Origin of the sequence: Streptomyces sp. RG80 (assembly GCF_040446465.1) — a bacterium.
Taxonomy (GTDB): domain Bacteria; phylum Actinomycetota; class Actinomycetes; order Streptomycetales; family Streptomycetaceae; genus Streptomyces.
In genome coordinates this window covers 745,920-769,060 of sequence record NZ_JBEAAJ010000002.1, presented here as the reverse complement: position 1 = coordinate 769,060, position 23,141 = coordinate 745,920, and the positions used below count along the sequence as shown (strand labels likewise).

At 69.5% G+C, this 23,141-nt stretch carries 20 protein-coding genes; 13 read left to right on the top strand and 7 right to left on the bottom strand.

Annotation, left to right across the window (positions count from 1 at the left end; translation table 11 throughout):
* The first annotated feature begins 25 nt into the window (after positions 1-25).
* From ABKA17_RS09575 to ABKA17_RS09540, 8 genes are all read left to right on the top strand, one after another.
* Entirely contained in the window at positions 26-1,027 is a 1,002-nt protein-coding gene (locus ABKA17_RS09575) for a proline racemase family protein (protein WP_353691472.1), read from the top strand.
* A 123-nt stretch (positions 1,028-1,150) separates the two neighbouring features.
* A complete protein-coding gene (locus tag ABKA17_RS09570) occupies positions 1,151-1,840 on the top strand; it encodes a GntR family transcriptional regulator (RefSeq protein WP_353691471.1) in 690 nt (229 codons plus the stop codon).
* Between the two features lie 87 nt (positions 1,841-1,927).
* Entirely contained in the window at positions 1,928-2,923 is a 996-nt protein-coding gene (locus tag ABKA17_RS09565; RefSeq protein WP_353691470.1) for a LacI family DNA-binding transcriptional regulator, read from the top strand.
* Positions 2,924-3,069: 146 nt separating this feature from the next.
* Positions 3,070-4,416, top strand: a complete 1,347-nt coding sequence (locus ABKA17_RS09560) for an ABC transporter substrate-binding protein (protein ID WP_353691469.1) — start codon at positions 3,070-3,072, stop codon at positions 4,414-4,416.
* A gap of 5 nt (positions 4,417-4,421) precedes the next feature.
* Positions 4,422-5,381 (top strand): carbohydrate ABC transporter permease, encoded by a 960-nt coding sequence (locus ABKA17_RS09555; protein ID WP_353691468.1) that lies wholly within the window; start codon positions 4,422-4,424, stop codon positions 5,379-5,381.
* Positions 5,378-6,238 (top strand): carbohydrate ABC transporter permease, encoded by an 861-nt coding sequence (locus ABKA17_RS09550; protein WP_353691467.1) that lies wholly within the window; start codon positions 5,378-5,380, stop codon positions 6,236-6,238. The genes ABKA17_RS09555 and ABKA17_RS09550 overlap by 4 nt, the downstream gene beginning before the upstream one ends.
* 33 nt (positions 6,239-6,271) lie before the next feature.
* Positions 6,272-7,861, top strand: a complete 1,590-nt coding sequence (locus tag ABKA17_RS09545) for a glycoside hydrolase family 13 protein (protein WP_353691466.1) — start codon at positions 6,272-6,274, stop codon at positions 7,859-7,861.
* Positions 7,862-7,978: 117 nt separating this feature from the next.
* Complete coding sequence (locus tag ABKA17_RS09540) at positions 7,979-10,120, top strand: discoidin domain-containing protein (protein WP_502994179.1); 2,142 nt, start codon at positions 7,979-7,981, stop codon at positions 10,118-10,120.
* Here the strand turns inward: ABKA17_RS09540 and ABKA17_RS09535 are convergent.
* Genes ABKA17_RS09535 through ABKA17_RS09520 form a run of 4 tightly spaced genes read right to left on the bottom strand, consistent with a single transcriptional unit; the run spans position 10,092 to position 13,445 of the window.
* The gene (locus ABKA17_RS09535) at positions 10,092-10,901 is read right to left on the bottom strand and encodes an ABC transporter ATP-binding protein (protein ID WP_353691464.1); all 810 of its coding nucleotides are present in this window, start codon (positions 10,899-10,901) and stop codon (positions 10,092-10,094) included. The two genes, ABKA17_RS09540 and ABKA17_RS09535, sit on opposite strands and share 29 nt — an antisense overlap.
* A 20-nt stretch (positions 10,902-10,921) precedes the next feature.
* On the bottom strand, positions 10,922-11,734 hold the full coding sequence (locus ABKA17_RS09530) for an ABC transporter permease (RefSeq protein ID WP_502994178.1): 813 nt from the start codon (positions 11,732-11,734) through the stop codon (positions 10,922-10,924).
* Complete coding sequence (locus ABKA17_RS09525) at positions 11,698-12,480, bottom strand: ABC transporter permease (protein WP_353691462.1); 783 nt, start codon at positions 12,478-12,480, stop codon at positions 11,698-11,700. Before ABKA17_RS09525 ends, ABKA17_RS09530 begins: the two co-directional genes overlap by 37 nt.
* Complete coding sequence (locus ABKA17_RS09520) at positions 12,477-13,445, bottom strand: ABC transporter substrate-binding protein (RefSeq protein ID WP_353691461.1); 969 nt, start codon at positions 13,443-13,445, stop codon at positions 12,477-12,479. The genes ABKA17_RS09525 and ABKA17_RS09520 overlap by 4 nt, the downstream gene beginning before the upstream one ends.
* A gap of 153 nt (positions 13,446-13,598) precedes the next feature.
* Between ABKA17_RS09520 and ABKA17_RS09515 the strand changes: the two genes are divergently transcribed.
* The gene (locus tag ABKA17_RS09515; protein ID WP_353691460.1) at positions 13,599-14,453 is read left to right on the top strand and encodes an IclR family transcriptional regulator domain-containing protein; all 855 of its coding nucleotides are present in this window, start codon (positions 13,599-13,601) and stop codon (positions 14,451-14,453) included.
* Here the strand turns inward: ABKA17_RS09515 and ABKA17_RS09510 are convergent.
* The 3 genes from ABKA17_RS09510 to ABKA17_RS09500 are packed head-to-tail and all read right to left on the bottom strand — an operon-like array spanning position 14,368 to position 16,543.
* Complete coding sequence (locus ABKA17_RS09510; protein WP_353691459.1) at positions 14,368-15,303, bottom strand: PDR/VanB family oxidoreductase; 936 nt, start codon at positions 15,301-15,303, stop codon at positions 14,368-14,370. The two genes, ABKA17_RS09515 and ABKA17_RS09510, sit on opposite strands and share 86 nt — an antisense overlap.
* Complete coding sequence (locus ABKA17_RS09505; protein WP_353691458.1) at positions 15,300-15,473, bottom strand: hypothetical protein; 174 nt, start codon at positions 15,471-15,473, stop codon at positions 15,300-15,302. Before ABKA17_RS09505 ends, ABKA17_RS09510 begins: the two co-directional genes overlap by 4 nt.
* On the bottom strand, positions 15,470-16,543 hold the full coding sequence (locus tag ABKA17_RS09500) for a Rieske 2Fe-2S domain-containing protein (RefSeq protein WP_353691457.1): 1,074 nt from the start codon (positions 16,541-16,543) through the stop codon (positions 15,470-15,472). Before ABKA17_RS09500 ends, ABKA17_RS09505 begins: the two co-directional genes overlap by 4 nt.
* A gap of 462 nt (positions 16,544-17,005) precedes the next feature.
* Here ABKA17_RS09500 and ABKA17_RS09495 point away from each other — a divergent pair, with 462 nt between their 5' ends.
* From ABKA17_RS09495 to ABKA17_RS09480, 4 genes are read left to right on the top strand one after another with little or no spacing between them, the layout of a single operon-like run.
* The gene (locus tag ABKA17_RS09495; RefSeq protein WP_353691456.1) at positions 17,006-18,328 is read left to right on the top strand and encodes an ABC transporter substrate-binding protein; all 1,323 of its coding nucleotides are present in this window, start codon (positions 17,006-17,008) and stop codon (positions 18,326-18,328) included.
* 40 nt (positions 18,329-18,368) lie between these two features.
* Positions 18,369-19,322, top strand: a complete 954-nt coding sequence (locus ABKA17_RS09490; protein ID WP_353691455.1) for a carbohydrate ABC transporter permease — start codon at positions 18,369-18,371, stop codon at positions 19,320-19,322.
* Positions 19,319-20,200, top strand: a complete 882-nt coding sequence (locus tag ABKA17_RS09485) for a carbohydrate ABC transporter permease (protein WP_353691454.1) — start codon at positions 19,319-19,321, stop codon at positions 20,198-20,200. The genes ABKA17_RS09490 and ABKA17_RS09485 overlap by 4 nt, the downstream gene beginning before the upstream one ends.
* A gap of 10 nt (positions 20,201-20,210) precedes the next feature.
* Positions 20,211-23,123: a Tat pathway signal sequence domain protein gene (locus tag ABKA17_RS09480; protein ID WP_353691453.1), complete on the top strand. Its 2,913-nt coding sequence runs from the start codon at positions 20,211-20,213 to the stop codon at positions 23,121-23,123.
* Positions 23,124-23,141 lie beyond the last annotated feature (18 nt).

Sequence of the window (23,141 nt, the reverse complement as noted above, 5' to 3'; positions counted from 1 at the left end):
TCCCGTCCCGACCACCAGGAGCGTCATGCGCAGCAAACTCGTCCTGCACGCCGTCGACTCGCACACCGAGGGCATGCCCACCCGTGTGATCACCGGCGGCATCGGCACGATCCCGGGCGCGACCATGAACGAGCGGCGGCTGTACTTCCGCGAGCACCGCGACGACATCAAGCAGCTCCTGATGAACGAACCCCGCGGACACTCGGCGATGAGCGGGGCGATCCTCCAGCCGCCCACCCGCCCCGACTGCGACTGGGGTGTCGTCTACATCGAGGTCTCCGGCTATCTGCCGATGTGCGGGCACGGCACCATCGGGGTGGCGACCGTGCTGGTGGAGACCGGCATGGTCGAGGTCGTCGAGCCGGTCACCACGATCCGCCTCGACACCCCGGCGGGGCTCGTGGTCGCCGAGGTCGCGGTCGAGGACGGCGCCGCGAAGGCGGTCACCCTCCAGAACGTGCCGTCCTTCTCCGTGGGCCTGGACCGCAAGATCACACTCGCCGACGGGCGCACGGTGACATATGACCTGGCATACGGCGGCAACTTCTACGCCATCCTCCCGCTGGCGGAGTTCGGTCTGCCCTTCGACCGCTCCCGCAAGGACGACATCCTCGCGGCCGGACTCTCCCTCATGGAGGCGATCAACGCCGAGGGGGAGCCCGTCCACCCCGAGGACCCGTCGATCCGCGGCTGCCACCACGTCCACCTGTACGCGCCCGGCGCCACCGCCCGTCATTCCCGGCACGCGATGGCCATCCACCCGGGCTGGTTCGACCGCTCACCCTGCGGCACCGGCACCAGCGCGCGCATGGCCCAGCTGCACGCGCGGGGCGAACTCCCCCTGAACACCGAGTTCGTGAACGAGTCCTTCATCGGGACACGGTTCACCGGCCGACTCCTCTCCACCACCGAGGTCGCCGGCACCCCGGCCGTCCTGCCCAGCTTCACCGGCCGCGCGTGGATCACGGGCACCGCCCAGTACCTGCTCGACCCCACCGACCCGTTCCCGGCCGGCTTCGTCCTCTAGGACGAGTAGGGACGAGTGGCGACGGTGAGGGACGGTGAGGGGACGAGTAGGGGGCGTACCGGTGGCGTGCGCGGGCTGATAATGAGCCGATAGCGCGTGACATTGCACCGTAGGAGACCGCCCATGCCCGCCGCCCGCAACAGCTCGCCCGCCGCCGCCCCGGCCCTGCCCAGCCTCGGCGGCAAGAAGCGCAGCTACCGGGAGCGGGTCGCCGACGCCCTGCGGGCCGCGCTGATCGCCGGTGAGCTGCTCCCCGGCGAGGTGTACTCCGCGCCGACCCTCGCCGCCCGCTTCGGCGTCTCGGCGACCCCGGTGCGCGAGGCCATGCTGGACCTGGCCAAGGAGGGCCTGGTCGACACCGTGCCCAACAAGGGCTTCCGGGTGACCGCGGTCTCCGAGAAGCAGCTCGACGAGTACACCCACATCCGTTCCCTGGTCGAGATCCCGACGGTCGTGGAGCTGGCCCGGACCGCAGACCCCGTCTCCCTCGAGGCGCTGCGCCCGGCGGCGCGGGAGATCGTCCAGGCCGCCGCCTCGGGTGACCTCGTCGGCTATGTCGAGGCCGACACCCGCTTCCACCTCGGCCTGCTCGCCCTCGCCGGCAACGCCCACCTCGTCGAGGTCGTCGGCGACCTGCGCAAGCGTTCCCGCCTCTACGGGCTCACCGCGCTGCTGGAGGCGGGCCGGCTGCTGGCCTCCGCCGAGGAGCACCTGGAGATCCTGGACGCGCTCACCGCCCGCGACGAGCAGGCCGTTCACGAGGTCATGACCCGTCACATCGGACACGTACGGGGCCTGTGGGCCGCCAAGTAGTCACAGCTCCCCAATAGTCACCGCCGCCGAACAGTCACTTCCACCGATACGCAAGCGGCTTGCGTTTCTTGCGCTATTCTTGCGTTCATGACGCGACGACTTGCCGAGGTGGCGAAGAAGGTCGGGGTCAGCGAGGCCACGGTCAGCCGGGTGCTCAACGGCAAGCCCGGCGTCTCCGAGGCCACCCGGCAGGCGGTGCTGAGCGCCCTGGACGTGCTCGGCTACGAGCGGCCCACCCAGCTGCGCGGTGAGCGCGCGCGGCTCGTCGGCCTGGTGCTGCCCGAGCTCCAGAACCCGATCTTCCCGGCGTTCGCCGAGGTGATCGGCGGGGCGCTCGCCCAACTCGGGCTGACCCCGGTGCTGTGCACCCAGACCAAGGGCGGCGTCTCCGAGGCGGACTACGTCACCCTGCTGCTCCAGCAGCAGGTCTCCGGCGTCGTCTTCGCCGGCGGCCTCTACGCCCAGGCCGACGCCCCGCACGACCACTACCGCCTCCTCGCCGACCGCAACATCCCGGTGGTCCTCGTCAACGCGTCCATCGCCGACCTGGGCTTTCCCGGGGTGTCCTGCGACGACGCGGTGGCCGTCGAGCAGGCCTGGCGGCACCTGGCCTCGCTGGGCCACGAGCGCATCGGGCTGGTGCTGGGACCGGACGATCACGTCCCCTCGGCGCGCAAGCTCACCACCGCCCGCACCCTGGGGGAGCTTCCCGACGAGCATGTCGCGCGGGCCATGTTCTCCATCGAGGGCGGTCACGCGGCCGCCTCCCGGCTGATCGACCGGGGCGTCACCGGCATCATCTGCGCCAGCGACCCGCTCGCCCTCGGCGCGATCCGGGCCGCCCGCCGCAAGGGGCTTCGGGTACCGGAGCAGATCTCGGTCGTCGGCTATGACGACTCCGCGTTCATGAACTGCACCGAGCCCCCGCTGACCACGGTCCGCCAGCCCATCGAGGCCATGGGCCGGGCGGCCGTGGAACTGCTGAACACGCAGATCGGAGGCGGTTCCGTGACCCCGGAGGAGCTGCTCTTCGAGCCGGAACTGGTGGTGCGGGGGTCCACGGCGCAAGCACCCCGCGACTGAGATCCACCGGGAAGTCGAATAATTACAGAATCCGCGCGACATCTTGCGAACCGATGTCGCCGGTGCTTGAGTGTGCGGCGCCAGCACAGCGGCCGTGCACCGCCCGTCGCCGTGCCCTCCTTGCTCCTGCCCAGAGGGGTCCACCGATGAGAAGCACCGGGTTCCGTCGTACGTTCGTCGCGCTCAGCGTCTGCTCCCTCGCCCTCACCGCCTCCGCCTGCGGGTCCGGCGACGACTCGGCGAGCGGCAAGACCCGCATCACGGTCAACTGCATGCCGCCCAAGAGCGCCAAGGTGGACCGGGCGTTCTTCGAGGAGGAGGTCGCCGCCTTCGAGAAGCAGAACCCGGACATCGACGTCGTCGCCCACGACGCCTTCCCCTGCCAGGACCCGAAGACCTTCGACGCCAAGCTCGCCGGCGGACAGATGGAGGACGTCTTCTACACGTACTTCACCGACGCCCGGCACGTCGTAGACATCGGCCAGGCCGCCGATCTCACGCCGTACGTCAAGGAGTTGAAGAGCTACGGCACCCTTCAGCGCCAGCTCCGGGACGTGTACACGGTCGACGGGAAGGTCTACGGCATACCGCGTACCGGATACTCCATGGGCCTGATCTACAACCGCGCCCTCTTCGAGAAGGCCGGCCTCGACCCCGACCGGCCCCCGGCCACCTGGGACGAACTCCGCGCCGCCGCCAAGAAGATCGCCGCCCTCGGCGACGGCACCGTCGGCTACGCCGACTACAGCGCCCAGAACCAGGGCGGTTGGCACTTCACCGCCGAGCTCTACTCCCAGGGCGGCGACGTCGTGAGCGACGACGGGAAGAAGGCCACCGTCGACACTCCCGAGGGCCGGGCCGTGCTCCAGAACCTGCACGACATGCGCTGGACCGACGACTCGATGGGCAGCAAGCAGCTCCTGGTCATCAACGACGTCCAGCAGATGATGGGTTCGGGCAAGCTCGGCATGTACCTCTCCGCCCCCGACAACATCCCGATCCTGGTCAAGGAGAAGGGCGGCGACTACCAGGACCTCGCCCTCGCCCCCATGCCCGGCGGTCAGGGCACGCTCATCGGCGGCGACGGCTACATGTTCGACAAGAACGCGAGCCCCGCCCAGATCCGCGCCGGACTGAAGTGGCTGGACCACATGTTCCTCACCCCCGGTGACGGCTTCCTCGGCGACTACGCCCGCGCCAAGAAGCAGGACGCGCCCGTCGGCCTGCCCGAACCGCGCCTGTTCACCGGCGCCGCCGACACCAAGGACCAGCAGGTCAAGAAGGCCAACGCCAATGTGCCGGTGGAGAACTACCAGTCCTTCCTCGACGGCAACCAGAACCTCGACATGAAGATCGAGCCGCCGCACGCCCAGCAGATCTACTCCGTCCTCGACGGCGTCGTCTCCGCCGTCCTCACCAAGGAGGACGCCGACATCGACCGGCTCCTGAAGGACGCCTCCGCGAAGATCGACGGCATCCTGGCCCGGGGCTGACCCCGATGCCGAAGACAGCTCCCCGACGACCGGTCGAAGCGATCGCCGTACGACCGGTCCCGGCGCCGCCCCCGGCAGGGGACCGGAGGCGGCGCCGCCTCACCGACCAACTCCGTGCCCACGCCTTCCTCCTCGGCGGCCTGCTCTGCTTCGCCCTGTTCTCCTGGTACCCGGCGCTCCGCGCCATCGTGATCGCCTTCCAGAAGTACACCCCGGGCTCGTCGCCCGAATGGGTCGGCACCGACAACTTCAGCCGGGTCTGGCACGACCCGGAGTTCACGGCGGCCTGGCGCAACACCCTCACCTTCACCGCCCTCGCCCTGCTGCTCGGCTTCGCGATCCCCTTCGTACTGGCCCTGGTGCTCAACGAGTTGAGACACGCCAAGGCGTTCTTCCGAGTCGTGGTCTATCTGCCGGTGATGATCCCGCCGGTGGTCAGCGCCCTGTTGTGGAAGTGGTTCTACGACCCGGGCGCGGGCCTGGCCAACGAGGCCCTGCGCTTCCTGCACCTGCCCACCTCGAACTGGTCCAACGGCGCCGACACCGCCCTCATCTCGCTGGTGATCGTGGCGACTTGGGCCAACCTGGGCGGCACCGTCCTGATCTACCTCGCCGCGCTCCAGTCCATCCCCGGTGAGCTGTACGAGGCCGCCGAACTGGACGGCGCCGGACTCCTCCAGCGCATCCGTCATGTGACGATCCCTCAGACCAGGTTCGTCATCCTCATGCTGATGCTCCTTCAGATCATCGCCACGATGCAGGTCTTCACCGAACCGTTCGTCATCACCGGCGGCGGCCCCGAGAACGCCACGGTCACCGTCCTCTACCTGATCTACAAGTACGCCTTCCTCTACAACGACTTCGGCGGCGCCTGCGCCCTGAGCGTCATGCTCCTGGTGCTGCTGGGGGCCTTCTCCGCCGTATACCTGCGCCTGACCCGGTCCCAAGAGGAGGACTCGGCGTGAGCACCCGCACCCTCGTCTCCCCGGCGACCCTGGCCCGCCCCCGCGGCAAGGCCCTGTACTGGACCGTCTTCACGGGCGTGCTCCTGCTCTTCACGCTCGCCTTCCTCTTCCCCGTGTACTGGATGGTCACCGGCGCGGTGAAGTCACCGGACGAGGTCGCCCGGACCCCGCCCACCCTCGTCCCGGAGCGGTGGCGCCTCGGCGGTTACCGTGACGCGTGGGACCTGATGCAACTGCCCACGCACCTGTGGAACACGGTGGTCCAGGCGGCCGGCGCCTGGGCGTTCCAGCTGGTTCTGTGCACGGCCGCCGCGTACGCCCTGTCCAAGCTGAAGCCCGTCTTCGGCAGGGTGATCCTCGCCGGCATCCTGGCCACCCTCATGGTCCCCGCGCAGGCCCTGGTCGTGCCCAAGTACCTGACCGTGGCGGACCTGGGGCTGCTCAACGACCCGCTCGCCATCTGGCTGCCGGCCGTCGCCAACGCCTTCAACCTCTATCTCCTCAAACGGTTCTTCGACCAGATCCCGCGCGACGTCCTGGAGGCCGCCGAGATCGACGGCGCCGGAAAGCTGCGGATCCTCCGGTCGATCGTGCTGCCGATGTCGCGGCCGGTCCTCGGGGTGGTGTCGATCTTCGCGCTGGTGGCCGTGTGGCAGGACTTCCTCTGGCCGCTGATGGTCTTCTCCGACACCGACAGACAGCCCATCAGTGTGGCACTCGTCCAGCTGTCGCAGAACATCCAACTGACCGTTCTCATCGCCGCGATGGTGATCGCCAGCATCCCCATGGTCGCCCTGTTCCTGGTCTTCCAGCGGCACATCATCGCCGGGATCAGCGCGGGCAGCACCAAGGGCTGACGCCGACGCCCCGTCCACAGAAAGGGAAACTCAGTGGGACAGCCCACCCATGCCGCCCCGAAGGAGTGGTGGCGCTCCGCCGTCATCTACCAGGTGTACGTCCGCAGCTTCGCCGACGGTGACGGCGACGGCACCGGCGACCTCGCGGGCGTCCGCTCCCGGCTGCCGTACCTCGCCGAACTGGGCGTGGACGCCCTCTGGTTCACCCCCTGGTACCAGTCACCGCTCAAGGACGGCGGCTACGACGTCGCCGACTACCGCGCGATCGACCCGGCCTTCGGCACCCTCGCCGAGGCGGAGAAGCTGATCGCGGAGGCCCGGGAGCTCGACATCCGCACGATCGTCGACATCGTGCCCAACCATGTCTCCGACCAGCACCCCTGGTTCCGCGCCGCCCTGGCAGGCGGCCCCGAGCGCGAGCTGTTCCACTTCCGGCCCGGCCGCGGTGCGCGCGGCGAACTCCCGCCCAACGACTGGCGGTCCCAGTTCGGCGGTCCGGCCTGGACCCGCGTCGACGACGGCGACTGGTACCTGCACCTCTTCGCCCCCGAGCAGCCCGACCTCAACTGGGCCCACCCCGCCGTCCGTCAGGAGCACAAGGACATCCTGCGCTTCTGGTTCGAGCGGGGCGTGGCGGGCGTGCGGATCGATTCCGCCGCCCTGCTGGCCAAGGACCCGCGCCTGCCGGACTTCGTCGAGGGGCGCGACCCGCATCCGTACGTCGACCGGGACGAACTGCATACCGTCTACCGCTCCTGGCGGGCGATCGCCGACGAGTACGGCGGCATCTTCGTCGGTGAGGTCTGGCTCCCCGACACCGAGCGCTTCGCCCGCTATCTGCGCCCCGACGAACTGCACACGGCCTTCAACTTCTCCTTCATGACGTGTCCCTGGGAGGCGGGGCGACTGCGCCGGTCCATCGACGAGACGCTCGCCGAGCACGCCCCGGTGGGCGCTCCCGCGACCTGGGTCCTGTGCAACCACGACGTCACACGGACGGTGACGCGCTACGGCCGCGCTGACACCGGCTTCGACTTCGCGACCAAGGCCTTCGGCACCCCGACCGACCTCGCCCTCGGCACCCGGCGGGCCCGCGCCGCCGCCCTGCTGTCGCTGGCGCTGCCCGGGGCGGTGTACGTGTACCAGGGGGAGGAGCTGGGGCTGCCGGAGGTGGAGATCCCCGTCGACCGCATACAGGATCCGATGCACTTCCGGTCCGGGGGCGAGGATCCGGGCCGGGACGGCTGCCGGGTTCCGCTGCCGTGGGCGGCCGAGGCCCCGTGGGCGGGGTTCGGCGCGGGGGAGACGGGGCCGTGGCTGCCGCAGCCGGTCGACTGGACGTCGTATGCAGTCGATCGTCAGCAGGACGACCCCGCCTCCATGCTGGCCCTGTACCGCGAGGCGATCCGTATCCGCCCGGCCTTCGGCGAGGCCCCCCTCACCTGGCTGCCCACCCCGGAAGGCGTCCTCGCCTTCACCCGCGCCGAGGGCCTGACCTGCGTGGTGAACCTCACCGACACCCCAGCCGACCTGCCCCCGCACACCGAACTCCTCCTGGCCAGCGGCCCGTTGGACACCGAGGACCGCCTGCCCGAGGACACCGCGGTCTGGCTGCGCGTCTGAGGCCACGGTCGACCGCCTTCCCCGCACCCGTCCCGCTCTCCCCACAACTGTCCCGCTATCCCCGCACCCCCACCCCGAAGGGATCAGCACATGCGCACCATCAGATATGTCAGGAGCATGTCAGTCGGACTCGTGGTCGCCCTCTCCTCCGCCCTCCTCACCGCCACCGCACCCACCGCGCACGCAGCCGCGGCCGCGGGCGCCACCCTCCCCTTCACCTCGGTCGAGGCCGAGTCGGCCACCACGACCGGGCAGAGGATCGGCCCCGACCACACGCAGGGCACCCTGGCCTCGGAGGCCTCCGGGCGGCAGGCGGTCCGGCTCGACACGGGCCGGCGGGTCGAGTTCACCGTGCCGCGTGCGGCCAACGCCGTGAACGTGGTCTACAGCGTGCCCGACGGCCGGTCCGGCAGCCTCGACGTGTACGTCAACGGCCGGAAACTCTCCAAGACCCTCGCCGTGACCTCCAAGTACTCCTACATCGACACCAGTTGGATCCCCGGCGCCAAGACCCACCACTTCTACGACAACGCCCGTCTGGTGCTCGGCCAGGACGTGCAGGCCGGAGACAAGGTGGCCTTCGAGGCCACCGACGTCCAAGTCACGCTCGACGTCGCCGACTTCGAGCAGGTCGCGGCGGCCGCGAGCAGGCCCGCCGGATCCGTGTCGGTGACCGACAAGGGCGCCGACCCGAGCGGTCAGGGCGACTCCACGCAGGCCTTCCGGGACGCCATCGCCGCGGCCCGAGGGGGAGTGGTCTGGATCCCGCCCGGCGACTACCGGCTCACCTCGTCGCTCGGGGGCGTCCAGAACGTCACGCTCCAGGGCGCCGGCCACTGGCACTCGGTCGTGCACAGCTCCCGATTCATCGACCAGTCCAGCTCTTCCGGCGGCGTCCACATCAAGGACTTCGCCGTCGTCGGCGAGGTCACCGAGCGCGTCGACTCCAACCCGGACAACTTCGTCAACGGATCACTGGGCCCGAACTCCAGCGTCTCCGGCATGTGGCTCCAGCACCTCAAGGTCGGCCTGTGGCTGCTGGGCAACAACGACAACCTCGTCGTGGAGAACAACCGCTTCCTCGACATGACCGCCGACGGCCTCAACCTCAACGGCAACGCCCGCGGTGTCCGCGTCCGCCACAACTTCCTGCGCAACCAGGGCGACGACGCGCTGGCCATGTGGTCGCTGTACGCGCCGGACACCGACAGCAGCTTCGAGAGCAACACGATCACGCAGCCGAACCTGGCCAACGGCATCGCGATCTACGGCGGTACCGACATCGCCGTGAAGAACAACCTGATCTCCGACACCAACGCCCTCGGCAGCGGCATCGCGATCTCCAACCAGAAGTTCCTGGACCCCTTCCACCCGCTGGCCGGCACCATCACGGTCGCCGGCAACACCCTCGTGCGCACCGGCGCGATGAACCCCAACTGGAACCACCCGATGGGCGCGTTGCGGGTCGACTCCTACGACAGCGCGATCGACGCCACGGTCAGGATCACCGACACCACGATCATCGACAGCCCGTACAGCGCCTTCGAGTTCGTCTCCGGGGGCGGTCGCGGCCACCCGGTCCGCAACGTCACCGTGGACGGCGCCACCGTCCGCGGCACCGGGACCGTCGTCGTCCAGGCCGAGTCGCAGGGCGCGGCCACCTTCCGGGGCGTCACCGCGACGGGTGTCGGGGCCGCCGGTGTCTACAACTGCCCCTACCCGGCGAACTCCGGTGCCTTCACCCTCACCGACGGCGGCGGCAACTCCGGCTGGAGCAGCACCTGGTCGGACTGCTCGACGTGGCCGCAACCCGGCCAGGACAACCCGGATCCCGACCCGGCCCGCAACCTCGCGGCGGGCCGCCCGGCCACGGCCACCGGCTCGCAGGACGTCTACACACCGGGCAGGGCGGTCGACGGCGACCCGAACAGCTACTGGGAGTCCACCAACAACGCCTTCCCGCAGTCCTGGACCGTCGATCTGGGCTCGGCCGAGCCTGTTCGCCGGCTGGTGCTCAAGCTGCCTCCGCAGTCCGTGTGGCAGGCGCGCACCCAGACGTTCGCCGTGCAGGGCAGCACCGACGGCTCGACCTACTCGACGCTGGTCGCCGCCCGCGACCACCGCTTCGATCCGGCGACCGGCAACACCGTCACCGTCACTCTGCCCGGCACGAGCCTGCGCCATCTGAGGCTCGTCGTCACCGCCAACACCGGCTGGCCCGCGGCCCAGTTCAGCGAGGTGGAGGCGTATCTGTCTTGACCGCGTCCTGGGGAGTCCCGCGTTTCGCCGCCTGGATCTGCTCGTACACATGGGTCCGTAGCTCGGCGAAGCGCGGGGCGACCCGGGTGTGCAACTGGTCGCGCTCGTCCGGGAGATCGACCTTGAGCTGCTCCTGCACGACGGTGGGGGAGGCGGACAGCACGACCACCCGCTGGCCCAGGTACACCGCCTCGTCGATGTCGTGGGTGACGAACAGGATCGTGATGCCGCGCTCCCGCCACAGCCGCCGTACCAGGTCCTCCAGGTCCGCGCGGGTCTGCGCGTCCACCGCCGCGAACGGCTCGTCCATGAGCAGCACTTCGGGCTCGTAGGCCAGCGCCCGGGCGATCGCCACCCGCTGCTGCATACCGCCGGACAGCTGCCAGGGATACGCCCCGGCGGCGTCCGCGAGCCCCACCGACTCCAGTGCGTCGGCGACCAGCTCGCGGCGCCGTTGCTTGCTCAAGTCCTTCTGTTTCAGAGGCAGTTCGACGTTCTCGCCGACCCGCTTCCAGGGGAACAGGCTGCGGCCGTACTCCTGGAAGACGAAGGCCATCCCGGGCGGCGGGCCGTTGACCTTCTTCCCCGCCAGCAGGACCTCGCCGCCGCTCGGCGTGAGCAGGCCGCCCATGCACTTCAGCAGGGTCGTCTTGCCGCAGCCCGACGGGCCGACCAGACAGACGAGTTCGCCCGCCTCGACGGTGAAGGTGAGGTCGCGCACCGCCTCCACGCGGCGCCCGGACCCCTCGTAGACCTTGTTCAGGCCGCGTACGTCGAGCATGGACCGCCCTTTCGTGAGCGTCACGGGGATCGCCGGGCCTGGGCCCGCAGACCGTGGTACCAGCCGAGCACCCGCCGTTCGACCAACTGGAAGACGACGGAGAGCAGGAAGCCGAGCAGACCGAGGACGAGGATCCCGGTCCACATGTCGGGGATCGCGAAACTGCGCTGGAACTGCACGACGGTGAAGCCGAGTCCGTCGCTGGCCGCGAACATCTCGCTGATGACCATGAGGATGATGCCGATCGACAGGGCCTGGCGCAGACCCGCGAAGATCTGCGGACTCGCCGAGCGCAGCACCACCTCCCGGAGGCGGGCGATGCCCGTGATGCCGTAGGAGCGGGCTGTCTCCGCCATCACGGAGTCCACCGCGCGAACGCCCTCCACGGTGTTGAGCAGGACGGGCCAGACGCAGCCGCTGGCGATCACGACGATCTTCATGGTGTCGCCGATGCCGGCGAACAGCATGATGACCGGCACCAGGACCGGCGGCGGCACCGCCCGCAGGAACTCCAGGACCGGCTCGCACACCGCCCGCACCCGCCGGTAGGAACCGATGACCGTGCCGAGCGCGACGCCCATGGCCGCGGCGAGGGCGTAACCGGCCGACAGCCGCCACAGGCTGGGCAGGACGTCGTCCTTGAGCCGCTCGGTCGTCCACACGTCCGGGAAGGTGTCCAGGATGCTCCGCAGCGGCGGCCAGAACACGTTCGTACTGCCGTCGGACGCGAACCACCAGACGGCCATCAGCAGCAGCGGCAGCGCGAACACGAAGAAGATCCGCAGCAGGAAGCCCCTCACACCGCCACCTCCCCGCGCACCGACTGGTGCCATGCCAGGGCCCGCCGCTCCACGGTACGCGCGCCCACGTTGATGAGCAGCCCCAGAACACCGGTCACCACGATCAGCGCGTACATCTCCGGCACCGCCTGGGAGGTCTGGGCGACCGCGATCCGGGCGCCCAACCCCGGTGCGCCGATGACGAGTTCGGCGGTGATGGCGAGGATCAGGGCGACGGCCGCGGCCAGCCGGACGCCGGTCATGACGTACGGCAGCGCGGTCGGCCACAGCACGTGGCGCACCCGCGCCCAGGTGCCCAGACCGTAGGAGCGCGCCGTCTCCTCGGCGACCGGGTCCACGTCCTGGACGCCGTACAGGACCTGGATCAGCACCTGCCAGAACGAGGCGTACACGACGAGCAGCAGGACCGACTTCAGCTCGGTGCCGTAGAGCAGTACGGCCAGCGGGATCAGCGCGACCGAGGGGATCGGGCGCAGGAACTCGATGGTGGAGGCGGTGGCCTGGCGCAGGTACGGCACGACCGTGATGAGGACGCCGACGACGATTCCGGCGCAGGACGCGATGCCCAGGCCCAGCGCCCAGCCGGTGAGGGTGTCGCCGAGCGCCGTCCAGAAGGTGTCGTCGGAGAGTTCGGTGCCCAGGGCGTCGATGATGCGGCTGGTGGGCGGGAAGTAGGCCTCCTTGACGAGGTCGAGCCGCGGCACCGCCTCGCCCAGGGCGAGGAAGGCCGCGAGCCCGGCGGCGCCGAGGGCCGCGTTCTTGGCGGTCTGTGCGTTCACGGCAGCAGCTTGTCCAGGTCGGGTGCCGTCTTGAAGAGGCCGTCCTGCTGGCCGAGCTTCTCCAGCGCGTCGAGCGAGGCGCGGTTCGGGTCGGCCGGCCAGGCGGGCAGGGTGACCTTCGCCAGCACGGCCGCCGGGATCTTGGTGTACGTGGTGACGATCTGGCGGGCCTCGTCCGGGTGGGCGTCCGCGTAGGCGAGCGACTCGGCGAGGGCGTCCTTGAACTTCTTCACCACGGCCGCGTTCTGCTGCTCGTAGGAGGTGGAGGTGAAGTACATCGCCACGGTCAGCTTCGGCGCGATGTCGACCAGCGGCGAGGCGATCTCCTTGCCGCCCTGGCTCTTCACCGTGGCCAGCGCCGGCTCGACCACCATCGCCGCGTCGATCTGCCCGCCGTCCAGGGCGGCCGGCATCTGGTCGAAGGCGAGCTCGACGAACTTCACCTTGTCCGGGTCGCCGCCCGCCTTGCGCACCGACTCGCGCACCGCGGTCTCGTTGATGTTCTTGAGGGTGTTGATGGCGACCTTCTTGCCCTCGAGCTGGTCGGGCGTCTTGATCGAGCTGTCGCCCTTCACGGTGAGCGCCCCGAAGTCCTTGCCCTGTACGCCCGTTGACGCGATCCCGTTGGAGACGACCTTCACGGGCACGCTGTTGGACTGGGCGATCATCAGCGAGGTGGAGTTGGAGAAGCCGAACTGGTACTGCCCGCTGGCCACGGCGGGCACGATCGCCGCACCTCCTTGCGCGAGCGAGATGTCCAGTTCCAGGCCCTGTTTCTTGAAGAAGCCCTTCTCCTGCCCCAGATACAGCGGGGCGACATCGACGATCGGGATGACGCCGACCTTCACCTTGGTGGTGCCGCCGGACGACGCTTTGTCCGACCCCGTGCTGTCCCCGGACGAGCCACAGGCCGACACGGTGACCAGGAATGCTCCGGCCGCGAGAGCGGCGAGCAGACGACGCATGGCTCCTCCTGCGCAGACTTCATTGTTCCGACAGGGTGTGCGCGTAGCGCACATTGGTGCACAGGGCGAAAGGTAGAGTTTTTACTCGCCCCGGTCAATGCCTTTCGCTGACAATATTGTTGACAGTTTATCGAAGTCCTGGTGGAGGCGACGATGCCCGCAGCAGACCGCGCCCCGCACTTCGTCCGCTCCTTCGAGCGCGGGCTCGCCGTGATCCGCGCGTTCGACGCGGAACACCCGGAACTGACCCTCAGCGAGGTCGCCCGCACCTGCGGACTGACCAGGGCGGCGGCCCGCCGCTTCCTGCTGACGCTCGTCGACCTCGGATACGTGCACACCGGCGGGCGGACGTTCCGGCTCACACCGCGCGTGCTGGAGCTCGGCTACTCCTACCTCGCCGGCTTCTCGCTGGCGCAGATCGCCGAGCCGCATCTGGAACAACTCGTCGACCGCACAAGGGAGTCCTCGTCCCTGTGCGTGCTCGACGGCGACGACATCGTCTACGTCGCCCGGGTGCCCGCCCGCCGCATCATGGCCGCGGCGATCACCGTCGGCACCCGGTTCCCGGCCCACGTCACCTCGGTGGGCCGGGTGATCCTCGCCCATCTCCCGGACGAGGAGCGGGAGTTCAGGCTCGCCCGGATCGACCTGCGGCCGCTGACCCCGCGCACGATCGTCACCGTGGACCTGCTCCGCGCGGAGCTCGCGAAGGTCCACGCCCAGGGATACGCCATCGTCGACCAGGAGTTGGAGGAGGGGCTGCGCTCGGTCGCCGCCCCGGTCCGGGACCGGGGCGGCGAAGTGGTGGCGGCGGTGAACATCCCGGTGCACGCCAGCCGCAACACCATGGCGTCGGTCCGGCGCGATCTGCTGCCCGCTCTGCTGGACACGGTCGCCGGGATCGAGACCGACCTGAGGATGGCTACAGGTCGAGGACGAGCCGCTTCCCACGGCACCGGGACACACAGATCATCATCGTCTCCCCGGCCTCCCGCTCCTCGTCCGTGAGCACCGAGTCCCGATGGTCCGGATCGCCCTCGAGGACATCGGTCTCACACGTTCCGCAGGTGCCCTCGGTGCAGGAGAACAGCACCTCGACGCCGGCCCCGCGCACCGCGTCGAGCACCGAGACGTCGGGCGGGACCGTGACCGTGGTGCCGCTCTGCGCGAGCTCCACCTCGAACTCGGTGTTCTCGCCGCTCACCTGCTCCTTGGGCGTGAACCGCTCCATGTGCAGCACCCCGGCCGGGCAGCGCGCCTCGACCGCGTCCAGCAGCGGCCCGGGCCCGCAGCAGTAGACGAGGGTGCCCTCGGGGACGTCGTCGAGCACGGATGCCAGGTCCAGCAGCCCGGTCTCGTCCTGGGGAGCGACGGTGACCCGCTCGCCGTAGCCGCCCAACTCCTCGGTGAACGCGATGGAGTCACGGGTGCGACCGCCGTACAAGAGTGTCCACTCGGCGCCCCGGGCCTGTGCCTCGGCCAGCATCGGCAGGATCGGCGTGATGCCGATGCCGCCCGCGATGAACCGGTAGCGGTCGGCGGGCCGCAGGGCGAAGTGGTTGCGCGGCCCGCGCACCCGGACCTTGTCGCCCTGCCCCAACTGCTCGTGCACATGGGCGGATCCGCCCCGCCCGTCCGGCTCGCGCAGCACGGCGATCCGCCAGACGCTCCGGTCGGCCGGGTCGCCGCACAGCGAGTACTGCCGCTCCAGGCCGGGACCGAGCACGACGTCGATATGGGCGCCCGGCTCCCAGGCGGGCAGCTGCTCGCCCAGCGGGTGGCGCAGGCTGAGGGCGAGGACGCCCTCGGCCGCGGACTCCCGTCGCTCGACGACGAGTTCGGCTTCGTAGACGCTCATGAGCTGTTTCCTCGGGGCTCGTGTCCTTGCGGGTGGGCGAGCATCCACTCCCACATCTCGATCGGGTCCTGCGAGGTGTGTTCGCGGCCGCAGTGACAGGTGCCGTGCAGGACGTCGGTGCCGGGCAGCCAGTCGATGCGGTAGATCTCTCCGGTGGGGCCGGCGCTCACAGCACCTTCTCCACGGGCTTGTCGCCCTCCTCGACCAGCCGGGCGAGGATACGGCGGGCGGCCAGGCCGCCGGTGTCGATGTTGATGCTCAGCTCCTGGTACCCGGTCCGCTCGGTGCCGAGCGTCCTCTGGAGCAGGTTGAGGGCGTCGACGTCCTGCATGACGACGGTGTGGTTGTTCTTCCGCAGGAACTCGGTGACCTCGTCGTCCCCGGTCGCCCAGTCGCGCGAGACCATCCAGAAGTCGTAGACCTTGCCGTCCGAGGACGGTGTGATCGCGTACGTGACCTCGGTGTGGAAGCCGTTCGGGTCGCTGCCGTCCGCCTCGGGCACCACGCCGACCGGGGCGACCCGGCTGTGCAGCAGATACAGGCACGGCGCGTGGTACTCGATGTCCTGCCAGCGGGTGATCCGGCCGGTGATGCCGGTGGACTTGGCGTAGAACGGCGGGCACTCGGCGTCGTCCATGTGCCGGCTCACCCGTACGATCCCCGCGCCCTCGTCGACCTCGGTCGTGATCGGCGTCTCGGCGACCTCGGGGGTGCCTATGTAACCGCCGTGCAGATAGGTCTCGTGGGAGAGGTCGAGGAGGTTGTCGACGAGCAGTCCGTAGTCGGCGTCGATCGGCTCCATGCCGCGCACGGTCAGCCAGCCGGGGGAGTCGAGGTGCCGCGCCCGCGGGATGGTGTCGGCGTCGGCGAGCGCCGGGTCACCGATCCACACCCAGATCAGGGAGTCCTGCTCGACGATCGGGTACGAGGCGACGCGCGCCGTGCGCGGGACGCGTTTTTGGCCCGGCACATACACACAGGTGCCGGTCGTGTCGTACGTGAACCCGTGGTACCCGCACACGATCTTGTCGCCGTCGAGCCGGCTCGGCTTCTCGTGCAGCGGGAACCTGCGGTGCACACACCGGTCGGCCAGCGCCACCGGGGTGCCCTCCTCCTCGGTCCGGTAGAAGACGAGCGGCTCACCGAGGATGGTCCGGCCGAGCAGCTCCTCGCGGCCGACCTCGTGGCTGTATGCGGCGACGTACCACTGATTCCTGGCGAAGGCGGTCGTGTGCGGCATGGATACGGCTCCCGTCTGACGTGGTGGTGGCATCGTCCGGGAGGTCGTCACGGTGCCGCAACGGTCCTTCCGCCGGACGGAAGGAGGTCGGCGATGTGCCTGCTCAGAGGGCGGCGACCGACCCCGCGGCCGACGACGCCGACCCCCGCGAGGGCGGCCTGCCGGAGAGCAGGATCAGGAAAAGCGAGCGTAAACGTATTCCATGGAGCGAGGGAATCGGGCCGCGTTCGCCCCGGTCCCGGACCCGCATGAAAACCGGCAGATCAACGGCATCTTTGCAGTAACTCCCCGGCAAGCTTGACGAAACAGATGGCTCCGTCCCTCTTGTGGTGGCGCGGTTCCAGGTCCTACGGTCCACAGGAAACGGTTACTGAAACCGATCAGCGCACTCCCTCTTGCCTGCCTTCAGCCGCCCGCGCCCTCTCCCCACCGCAGGCGCTGTCCGCCTTCCCCGGAGGACCGATGAGCACCATCCGTACGAGAGCTTTCGCCGGCGCGGCCGCCGCCCTGTCGCTGTCCCTCGTCCTCAGCGCCTGTGGCGGCGGTGACGACACCGACTCGGGGGCCAGGACCGAGGGGAAGGTGCAACTGGAGTTCTGGAGCTGGACCGAGGGCATCCAGCAGCAGGTCGCCGTCTGGAACAAGGCGCACCCCGAGACCCAGGTGAAGTTCGTCAACGCGGCGGGCGACACCGTCTACCAGAAGCTGCGCGCCGCGGTCACCTCGGGCAACGCGCCCTGTCTGTCGAAGATGGACGGGATGAACCTGGCCAACTTCGCCGCCGACGGACTCCTCACGGACATCACGAAGGTCGCCGCCCCGTACAAGTCCCGCTACACGACCCCGGCCTGGAACGCGGTCAGCCCCGGCGGCGCCACCTACGGCATCCCCACCGGCTCCTCACCCCTGTTCACCGCCTACCGCGCCGACCTGTTCGAGAAGTACGGCGTCAAGGCCCCCACCACCTGGGACGACGTGATCGCCGCGGGCAAAGCGGTGCAGAAGAAGGACAAGGACGTCAAGATCTTCAACATGGCCGGTGAGGACCCGAGCACCCTCGTCGACCTGTCCTGGCAGGCGGGCGCCGCCTGGTACCGGATCACCGGCGACCACTGGGAGATCGGCTTCACCTCGCCCGAGGCGCTCGAGGCCGGCGACATCGTGCAGCAGCTGGTCGACAACGGCCTCGCCTCCAACGCCTCCTACGCCGACCCCGGCGTCTTCAAGACCTGGGACCTCGGCAGGACGATCCTGATGACCACCTCCACCTGGCAGTTGCCGATCTACGACACCAACTTCCCCAGGTCCAAGGGCAAGTGGCAGCTCGCCGACGCCCCGCTCTTCGACCCGTCCCAGCCGCGGACCTCCAGCAACTTCGACGTCACCGCCGTGCTCAAGGGCTGCAAGTACCCCGACCGGGCAGCGGAGTTCGCCGCCTGGCTGTCCAGCAGCAAGGAGTCGCTGACCGCACTCACCGACCCCGCCTCCAAGTCCGGGCTCTTCCCCGCCGTCAAGGACGTCTCCCCGTACGTCGACAAGATCATCCCGACCGAGATGTTCAACGGGAAGTCCGACAGCGCCCGGATCATCACCACCGCGGCCTCCCGGGTCGGCGACCAGTGGCAGTACGGGCCCGACTACGCGGCCATGTACTCCGAGATGCAGAAGCAGTGGGGCAAGGTCATGAAGAAGGAGCTCACCGTCAAGGACATGCTGACGCACCTTCAGCAGTGGGTGCTGGACGACCTGAAGGACAAGGGCGTCAAGGCCGTAGCCGCGCACTGACCCCCGACCTCCCCTCGGCGCACCCCACTTGGAGAGATCCGTGTCCACCCTCACGCGACCCGCGAAGGTCGCCACCGACTCCCCGGTCCGGCGGACCTCCCCCCGCCGGACCGGGCGGCGGGGAGCCTACAAGGGCCTGTTCTTCATGCTGCCCTTCCTGATCGGCTTCCTGCTCACCTATGTCGTGCCGATCGGTTACGCCTTCGGCCAGAGCCTCCAGCAGAAGAAGAGCAGCGGCATCGGCTTCGGCCCGACCAGGACCGTCTTCGCGGGCTTCGCCAACTTCTCGGCGATCCTGACGGACGGCACCTTCTGGACCGGCACCCTGCGCACCCTGCTCTTCGGCGCCGCGCAGATCACCGTGATGCTCGGCATCTCACTGCTGCTGGCCCTGCTCCTGGACGGCGTCGCGGCCCGCGCGGTCCGCTTCTTCCGCGCCGGACTCCTCATCCCGTACGTCATCCCCGGCGTGGTCTCGACGCTGATCTGGCTGTTCCTCTACAGCCCGACCGCGAGCCCCATCGTCGACCTCGCCGACCGGGCCGGGACCGGCATCACCTTCTTCGGCGGCCTCAACACCTATCTCTCGCTGGGCAATCTGCTCACCTGGCAGGGCATCGGCTTCAACATGATCCTGATCTCCGCCTCCCTCCAGGCCCTGCCGCGCGAGCTGTACGAGGCGGCCCGCCTCGACGGGGCGCGGGAGTGGCGGATCGCCTGGTCGATCAAGGTCCCCAACATCACCGGCATCCTCATCCTGACCGGCATGTTCTCCCTGATCGGCCGGCTCCAGCTGTTCACCGAGCCGCTGTTTCTGAGGTACGTGGCGCCGGAGTCCATCAGCACCGACTTCACCCCGATGCTGGAGATCTTCGACCGGGCCTTCAAGACCGGCGACTACCAGTACGCCGCCGCCGAGTCGCTCGTCCTCGCCGCCGTCACCGGCATCCTCGCCTTCGTCTTCTACCGCGTCACGAACAGGAAGATGTCATGAGCAGCGCCACGAAGGCCGCGACCGCCCACGGGGGCGGGGTCCGTCCCACCCGCCGGGCGGTGGCTCTCACCACCGGCCTCCTGATCGTCTTCCTGCTCTACTCGCTCGCCCCCACCTGGTTCCTGCTGGTGGCGTCGACGAAGAACCAGACCGACCTCTACTCCACCTTCGGCCTGTGGTTCTCCTCCAACCACCTCGCCGACAACTTCACGGCGATCTGGGACTACCACGACGGTGTCTTCGGCCGCTGGATCCTCAACTCGGTGCTGTACTCCACCGTCGGCGCCGCCGGTTCGACGCTGCTCTCGCTCGCCGCGGGGTACGGCCTGGCGAAGTACGAGTTCCGGGGCAGGGGCGCCCTGTTCGGCGTCATCGTCGGCGCCTCCCTGCTGCCGAGCACCCTGCTCGCCTTCCCGCTCTACCTCGTCTTCGCGGACATCCACCTCACCAACACCGTCTGGGCGGTGCTGATCCCGTACTTCATCAACCCGTTCGGGGTCTACCTCGGCAAGGTCTACGCCGACAGCTCGGTACCCGCCGAGCTGATGGAGGCGGCCCGTATCGACGGCGCGAGCGAGACACGGGTCTTCTTCTCGATCGCGCTGCGGCTGATGCGCACCGGCGGCATCACCATCTTCATGCTCGACTTCGTCAACATCTGGAACAACTTCTTCCTCCCCCTCTTCATGCTCAACGGCGAGCGCTCCTTCCCCGTGACCCTGGGTCTCTTCTCCTGGGTGCAACAGGCGCAGCAGTCCCGCGACATGAACACCCTCGTCCTCACCGGGTCCCTGCTGTCGATCGTTCCGCTGGCGGTCTTCATGTTCGCCCTCCAGAAGTACTGGCGCAGCGGAATCCTCATGGGCAGCCTCAAGTAAAGGATCAACCGTGCCCAACGCACCCAAGAGACGCGACGTACTGAAGTACGCCGGGGCCACCGGCGTCGTCGTGGCCGGCGCCGGCCTGCCGCTCGGCACCGCGGCCCCCGCCACGGCCGCTGTCCGCCAGGCACCGCTGGACGTCGTCGTCTTCGGCGACGCCGACTCGGAGAGCGCGCACGCCCTCACCGCCACCCTCTCCGACACGGTCACCGGCGGCCTCGGCCAGAGCGCCCGTGTCCTCAACCCCACCGAGCCGGCGAGCTATTGGGGCGGCACCCTCAGATTCGACGTGGCGGTCCGCCCGAGGGGCACCACCTACGTCACCGTCCGCCTGTGGGGAGACGACCACGACGACACCTCCGAGGAGGCCGCGTCCGGCACCGACATGTGGCGCCTCCAGCTCTTCTGCGAGGGCAAGCAGGTCGGCCACCAGGACCAGGGCGCCGTCGACCCCCTCGACATCCTGGACACCGCCCCGCGCACCCCCGGCCGCTTCTTCTTCCACACCCTGCCGCTGCCGGAGAAGATGACCGCCGGCAAGGACCGGGTGACGCTGGAGATCCGCGCGATGGGCCGCATCTGGTCCTACGGCCAGGACGCGTCCCAGCTCTACCGCACCATGACCACACCGTCGCGCGGCATCTACCGCCTCTACACCCACACCGACCCCTGCTTCGTCCCGCCGAAGGGCGAGGTCCAGGGCCCCGCCCCCGTCCCGAAGCCCCGCACGGGCGGCGAGGAGGTCCTGGACGCCATCAAGGCGCGGGTGCTCAAGGACCAGAACACCTACCTCACCACCGCCAACCCGGCGACCATGGACGGCTGGGCCATGCAGTCCCTGGCCGAGGGCTACCTGTGGTCCGGCAGCCCGGCATACCAGAACCCGCAGGCGATCGACCGCGTCCTCCAGGCCATCGACGGCCGTTACCTGGCCTGGAAGTCCGACGCCACCGTGATGACCGGTTCCGACCAGCAGTGGCAGGGCTTCGGCCGGGTCGGCCTGGTGCTGGCGCTGCTGTGGGAGAGCCTCGGGGACCGGCTCGACAGCCAGGTCACCGGATCGCCGTACGCCGTCGTCAACCCGGGCTTCGAGAACGGCGCCGCCACACCCACCGCCTGGCAGATGCCCGGCTGGGCCACGGCGGGCGGGGGTACCTGGGCCCGGGACACCACGACTCACAGAAACGGTTCTGCTTCTCTCAGGCTCCAGGCCACCGCCGCGAGCGGCTACAGCTACGTCAGCTCCACGGCCAGGGTGAAGGTCGGCTCCGGCACCTACACCTACGGCGCCTGGATCAGGACCGACGGCGCCACCGGCCTCGGCGCCCACATCGACCCGCTCTTCTACGACGCGAACGGCAAGCTGGTCGGCGGCGACCACAAGAAGTACGCGAGCAAGGGCACCCACGACTGGGAGTACGTGTCGATCGACCTGGAAACCCCGGCCGGCGCCACGCAGATGGAGATGCATCTGCGGCTGTCCGGGCCCGGCACCGCCTGGTTCGACGACGTCACCCTCGTCCCGCCCGCGGACGCGACCACCCCCGTGCCGCCGGTGCGCAGGGACGCGTACACCGACATGCTCAAGTCCAGCCGGGACTACTGGCGCAGGCACTTCCCGCACTACAGCAACCAGTCGCAGATCTGCGCCATCGGCCTCTACCAGACCAACCGCGGCCTGCGGCTCCTCGCCCCGGACCTGGCCCTGTCCGAGGACAAGGCGCGCGACTACCTGTACCAGGCGATCGGCCTCCGCCCCTACCTCGGCCCCGAGGACGCCGACGGCAACCCCACCAAGCCGCTCGGCGAGGGCTACTCGCAGGTGACCCGCAAGGGCCTCACCCGTGAGCTCGGCTACGTCGGCAACTACGGCGAGGTCATGGACTGGCTCGTGATGATGTACGAGTCCGTCACGCGCGGCTACGGCGGCCAGGAGGCGCCCGAACTGCGCGAGCAGATGGTGGAGATGACCAAGGCGCGCGGCAGGTTCCGGGTGATCGACGTGGACCGGGACGGCTGCCGCATCTCCCGGATCGAGACCGTCATCGGCTGGCGCAACGAGGTCTACCCCGGCGAGACCGCGTACGCCTCGCGCACCGCCTGGGACTCCAACCCCGTGATGACGGCGGCGGTGTTCAAGGACCCCGACATCGTCGGCTGGACCCAGGAGATGGTCGACGACGGCCAGCTCTACCCCCAGTTGAACCTCCAGGCCACCCACACCTGGACCCGCGTCGGCCTCAACGCCCTGCGCTTCCTGTCCCGCGACTGGCCCGAGTTCCAGGCGCTCGCCGCCCGACCCGGCCGTATCCCGACCGGCCCGGGCCGTCCCGACTTCGTCTTCACCGACGAGGAGAACGGGTGCGTGGCGGTCAAGAACGGCGACGAACTCCTCTTCGCCTCCCTCTACTTCCGCTCCCGCCAGGGCGTCAACAACTACGCCCGTATCCACCATGTCACCGCCACCGACCAGCGTTCCGCCACGATCCGTGAGCGGTCCGCCGGCCTCACGGACGACACCTTCGCCGCCCGCGACTGGATCCTGTGGGACTACGCCATCAACGACCCCGGCGCCGCCCACCTCCCACCCGGCGGCTTCCCGCCGCCCGGCGACACCCTCCACCAGGCCCTCGCCGGCGACGTCTACCACCTCGCCCCCGTCCCCGACGACGTTCCCGACCCGGCCCTCGGCGTCCACTTCGACGGCGTGGAGACCATGCTGGTGGGCCGCGCGCCCTTCTATCTCTGCGAGTACGGCGACTATCTGATCGCCATGAACACCAGCACCGACAAGACGGTCACCCTCCCGCCGCGCACCGCCTTCGGCCCGGCTCGCGACCTCGCCACGGGCAAGACCGTGGGCGCGGGCCACCGGCCCAAGGTGGGCCCGCTCAGCACCCTGGTCCTGTACCGGGGTTGAGACCCGTCCGGGGCCGGT

Bases quoted from the DNA above. Each gene is read 5' to 3' on its own strand.
- ABKA17_RS09570 (WP_353691471.1), top strand. From the start codon at position 1,151: ATGCCCGCCGCCCGCAACAGCTCGCCCGCCGCCGCCCCGGCCCTGCCC.
- ABKA17_RS09555 (WP_353691468.1), top strand. From the start codon at position 4,422: ATGCCGAAGACAGCTCCCCGACGACCGGTCGAAGCGATCGCCGTACGA.
- ABKA17_RS09510 (WP_353691459.1), bottom strand. From the start codon at position 15,303: ATGAGCGTCTACGAAGCCGAACTCGTCGTCGAGCGACGGGAGTCCGCG.
- ABKA17_RS09495 (WP_353691456.1), top strand. From the start codon at position 17,006: ATGAGCACCATCCGTACGAGAGCTTTCGCCGGCGCGGCCGCCGCCCTG.
- ABKA17_RS09530 (WP_502994178.1), bottom strand. From the start codon at position 11,734: ATGGCACCAGTCGGTGCGCGGGGAGGTGGCGGTGTGAGGGGCTTCCTG.
- ABKA17_RS09515 (WP_353691460.1), top strand. From the start codon at position 13,599: ATGCCCGCAGCAGACCGCGCCCCGCACTTCGTCCGCTCCTTCGAGCGC.
- ABKA17_RS09520 (WP_353691461.1), bottom strand. From the start codon at position 13,445: ATGCGTCGTCTGCTCGCCGCTCTCGCGGCCGGAGCATTCCTGGTCACC.
- ABKA17_RS09485 (WP_353691454.1), top strand. From the start codon at position 19,319: ATGAGCAGCGCCACGAAGGCCGCGACCGCCCACGGGGGCGGGGTCCGT.
- ABKA17_RS09575 (WP_353691472.1), top strand. From the start codon at position 26: ATGCGCAGCAAACTCGTCCTGCACGCCGTCGACTCGCACACCGAGGGC.
- ABKA17_RS09540 (WP_502994179.1), top strand. From the start codon at position 7,979: ATGTCAGTCGGACTCGTGGTCGCCCTCTCCTCCGCCCTCCTCACCGCC.
- ABKA17_RS09535 (WP_353691464.1), bottom strand. From the start codon at position 10,901: ATGCTCGACGTACGCGGCCTGAACAAGGTCTACGAGGGGTCCGGGCGC.
- ABKA17_RS09560 (WP_353691469.1), top strand. From the start codon at position 3,070: ATGAGAAGCACCGGGTTCCGTCGTACGTTCGTCGCGCTCAGCGTCTGC.
- ABKA17_RS09565 (WP_353691470.1), top strand. From the start codon at position 1,928: ATGACGCGACGACTTGCCGAGGTGGCGAAGAAGGTCGGGGTCAGCGAG.
- ABKA17_RS09500 (WP_353691457.1), bottom strand. From the start codon at position 16,543: ATGCCGCACACGACCGCCTTCGCCAGGAATCAGTGGTACGTCGCCGCA.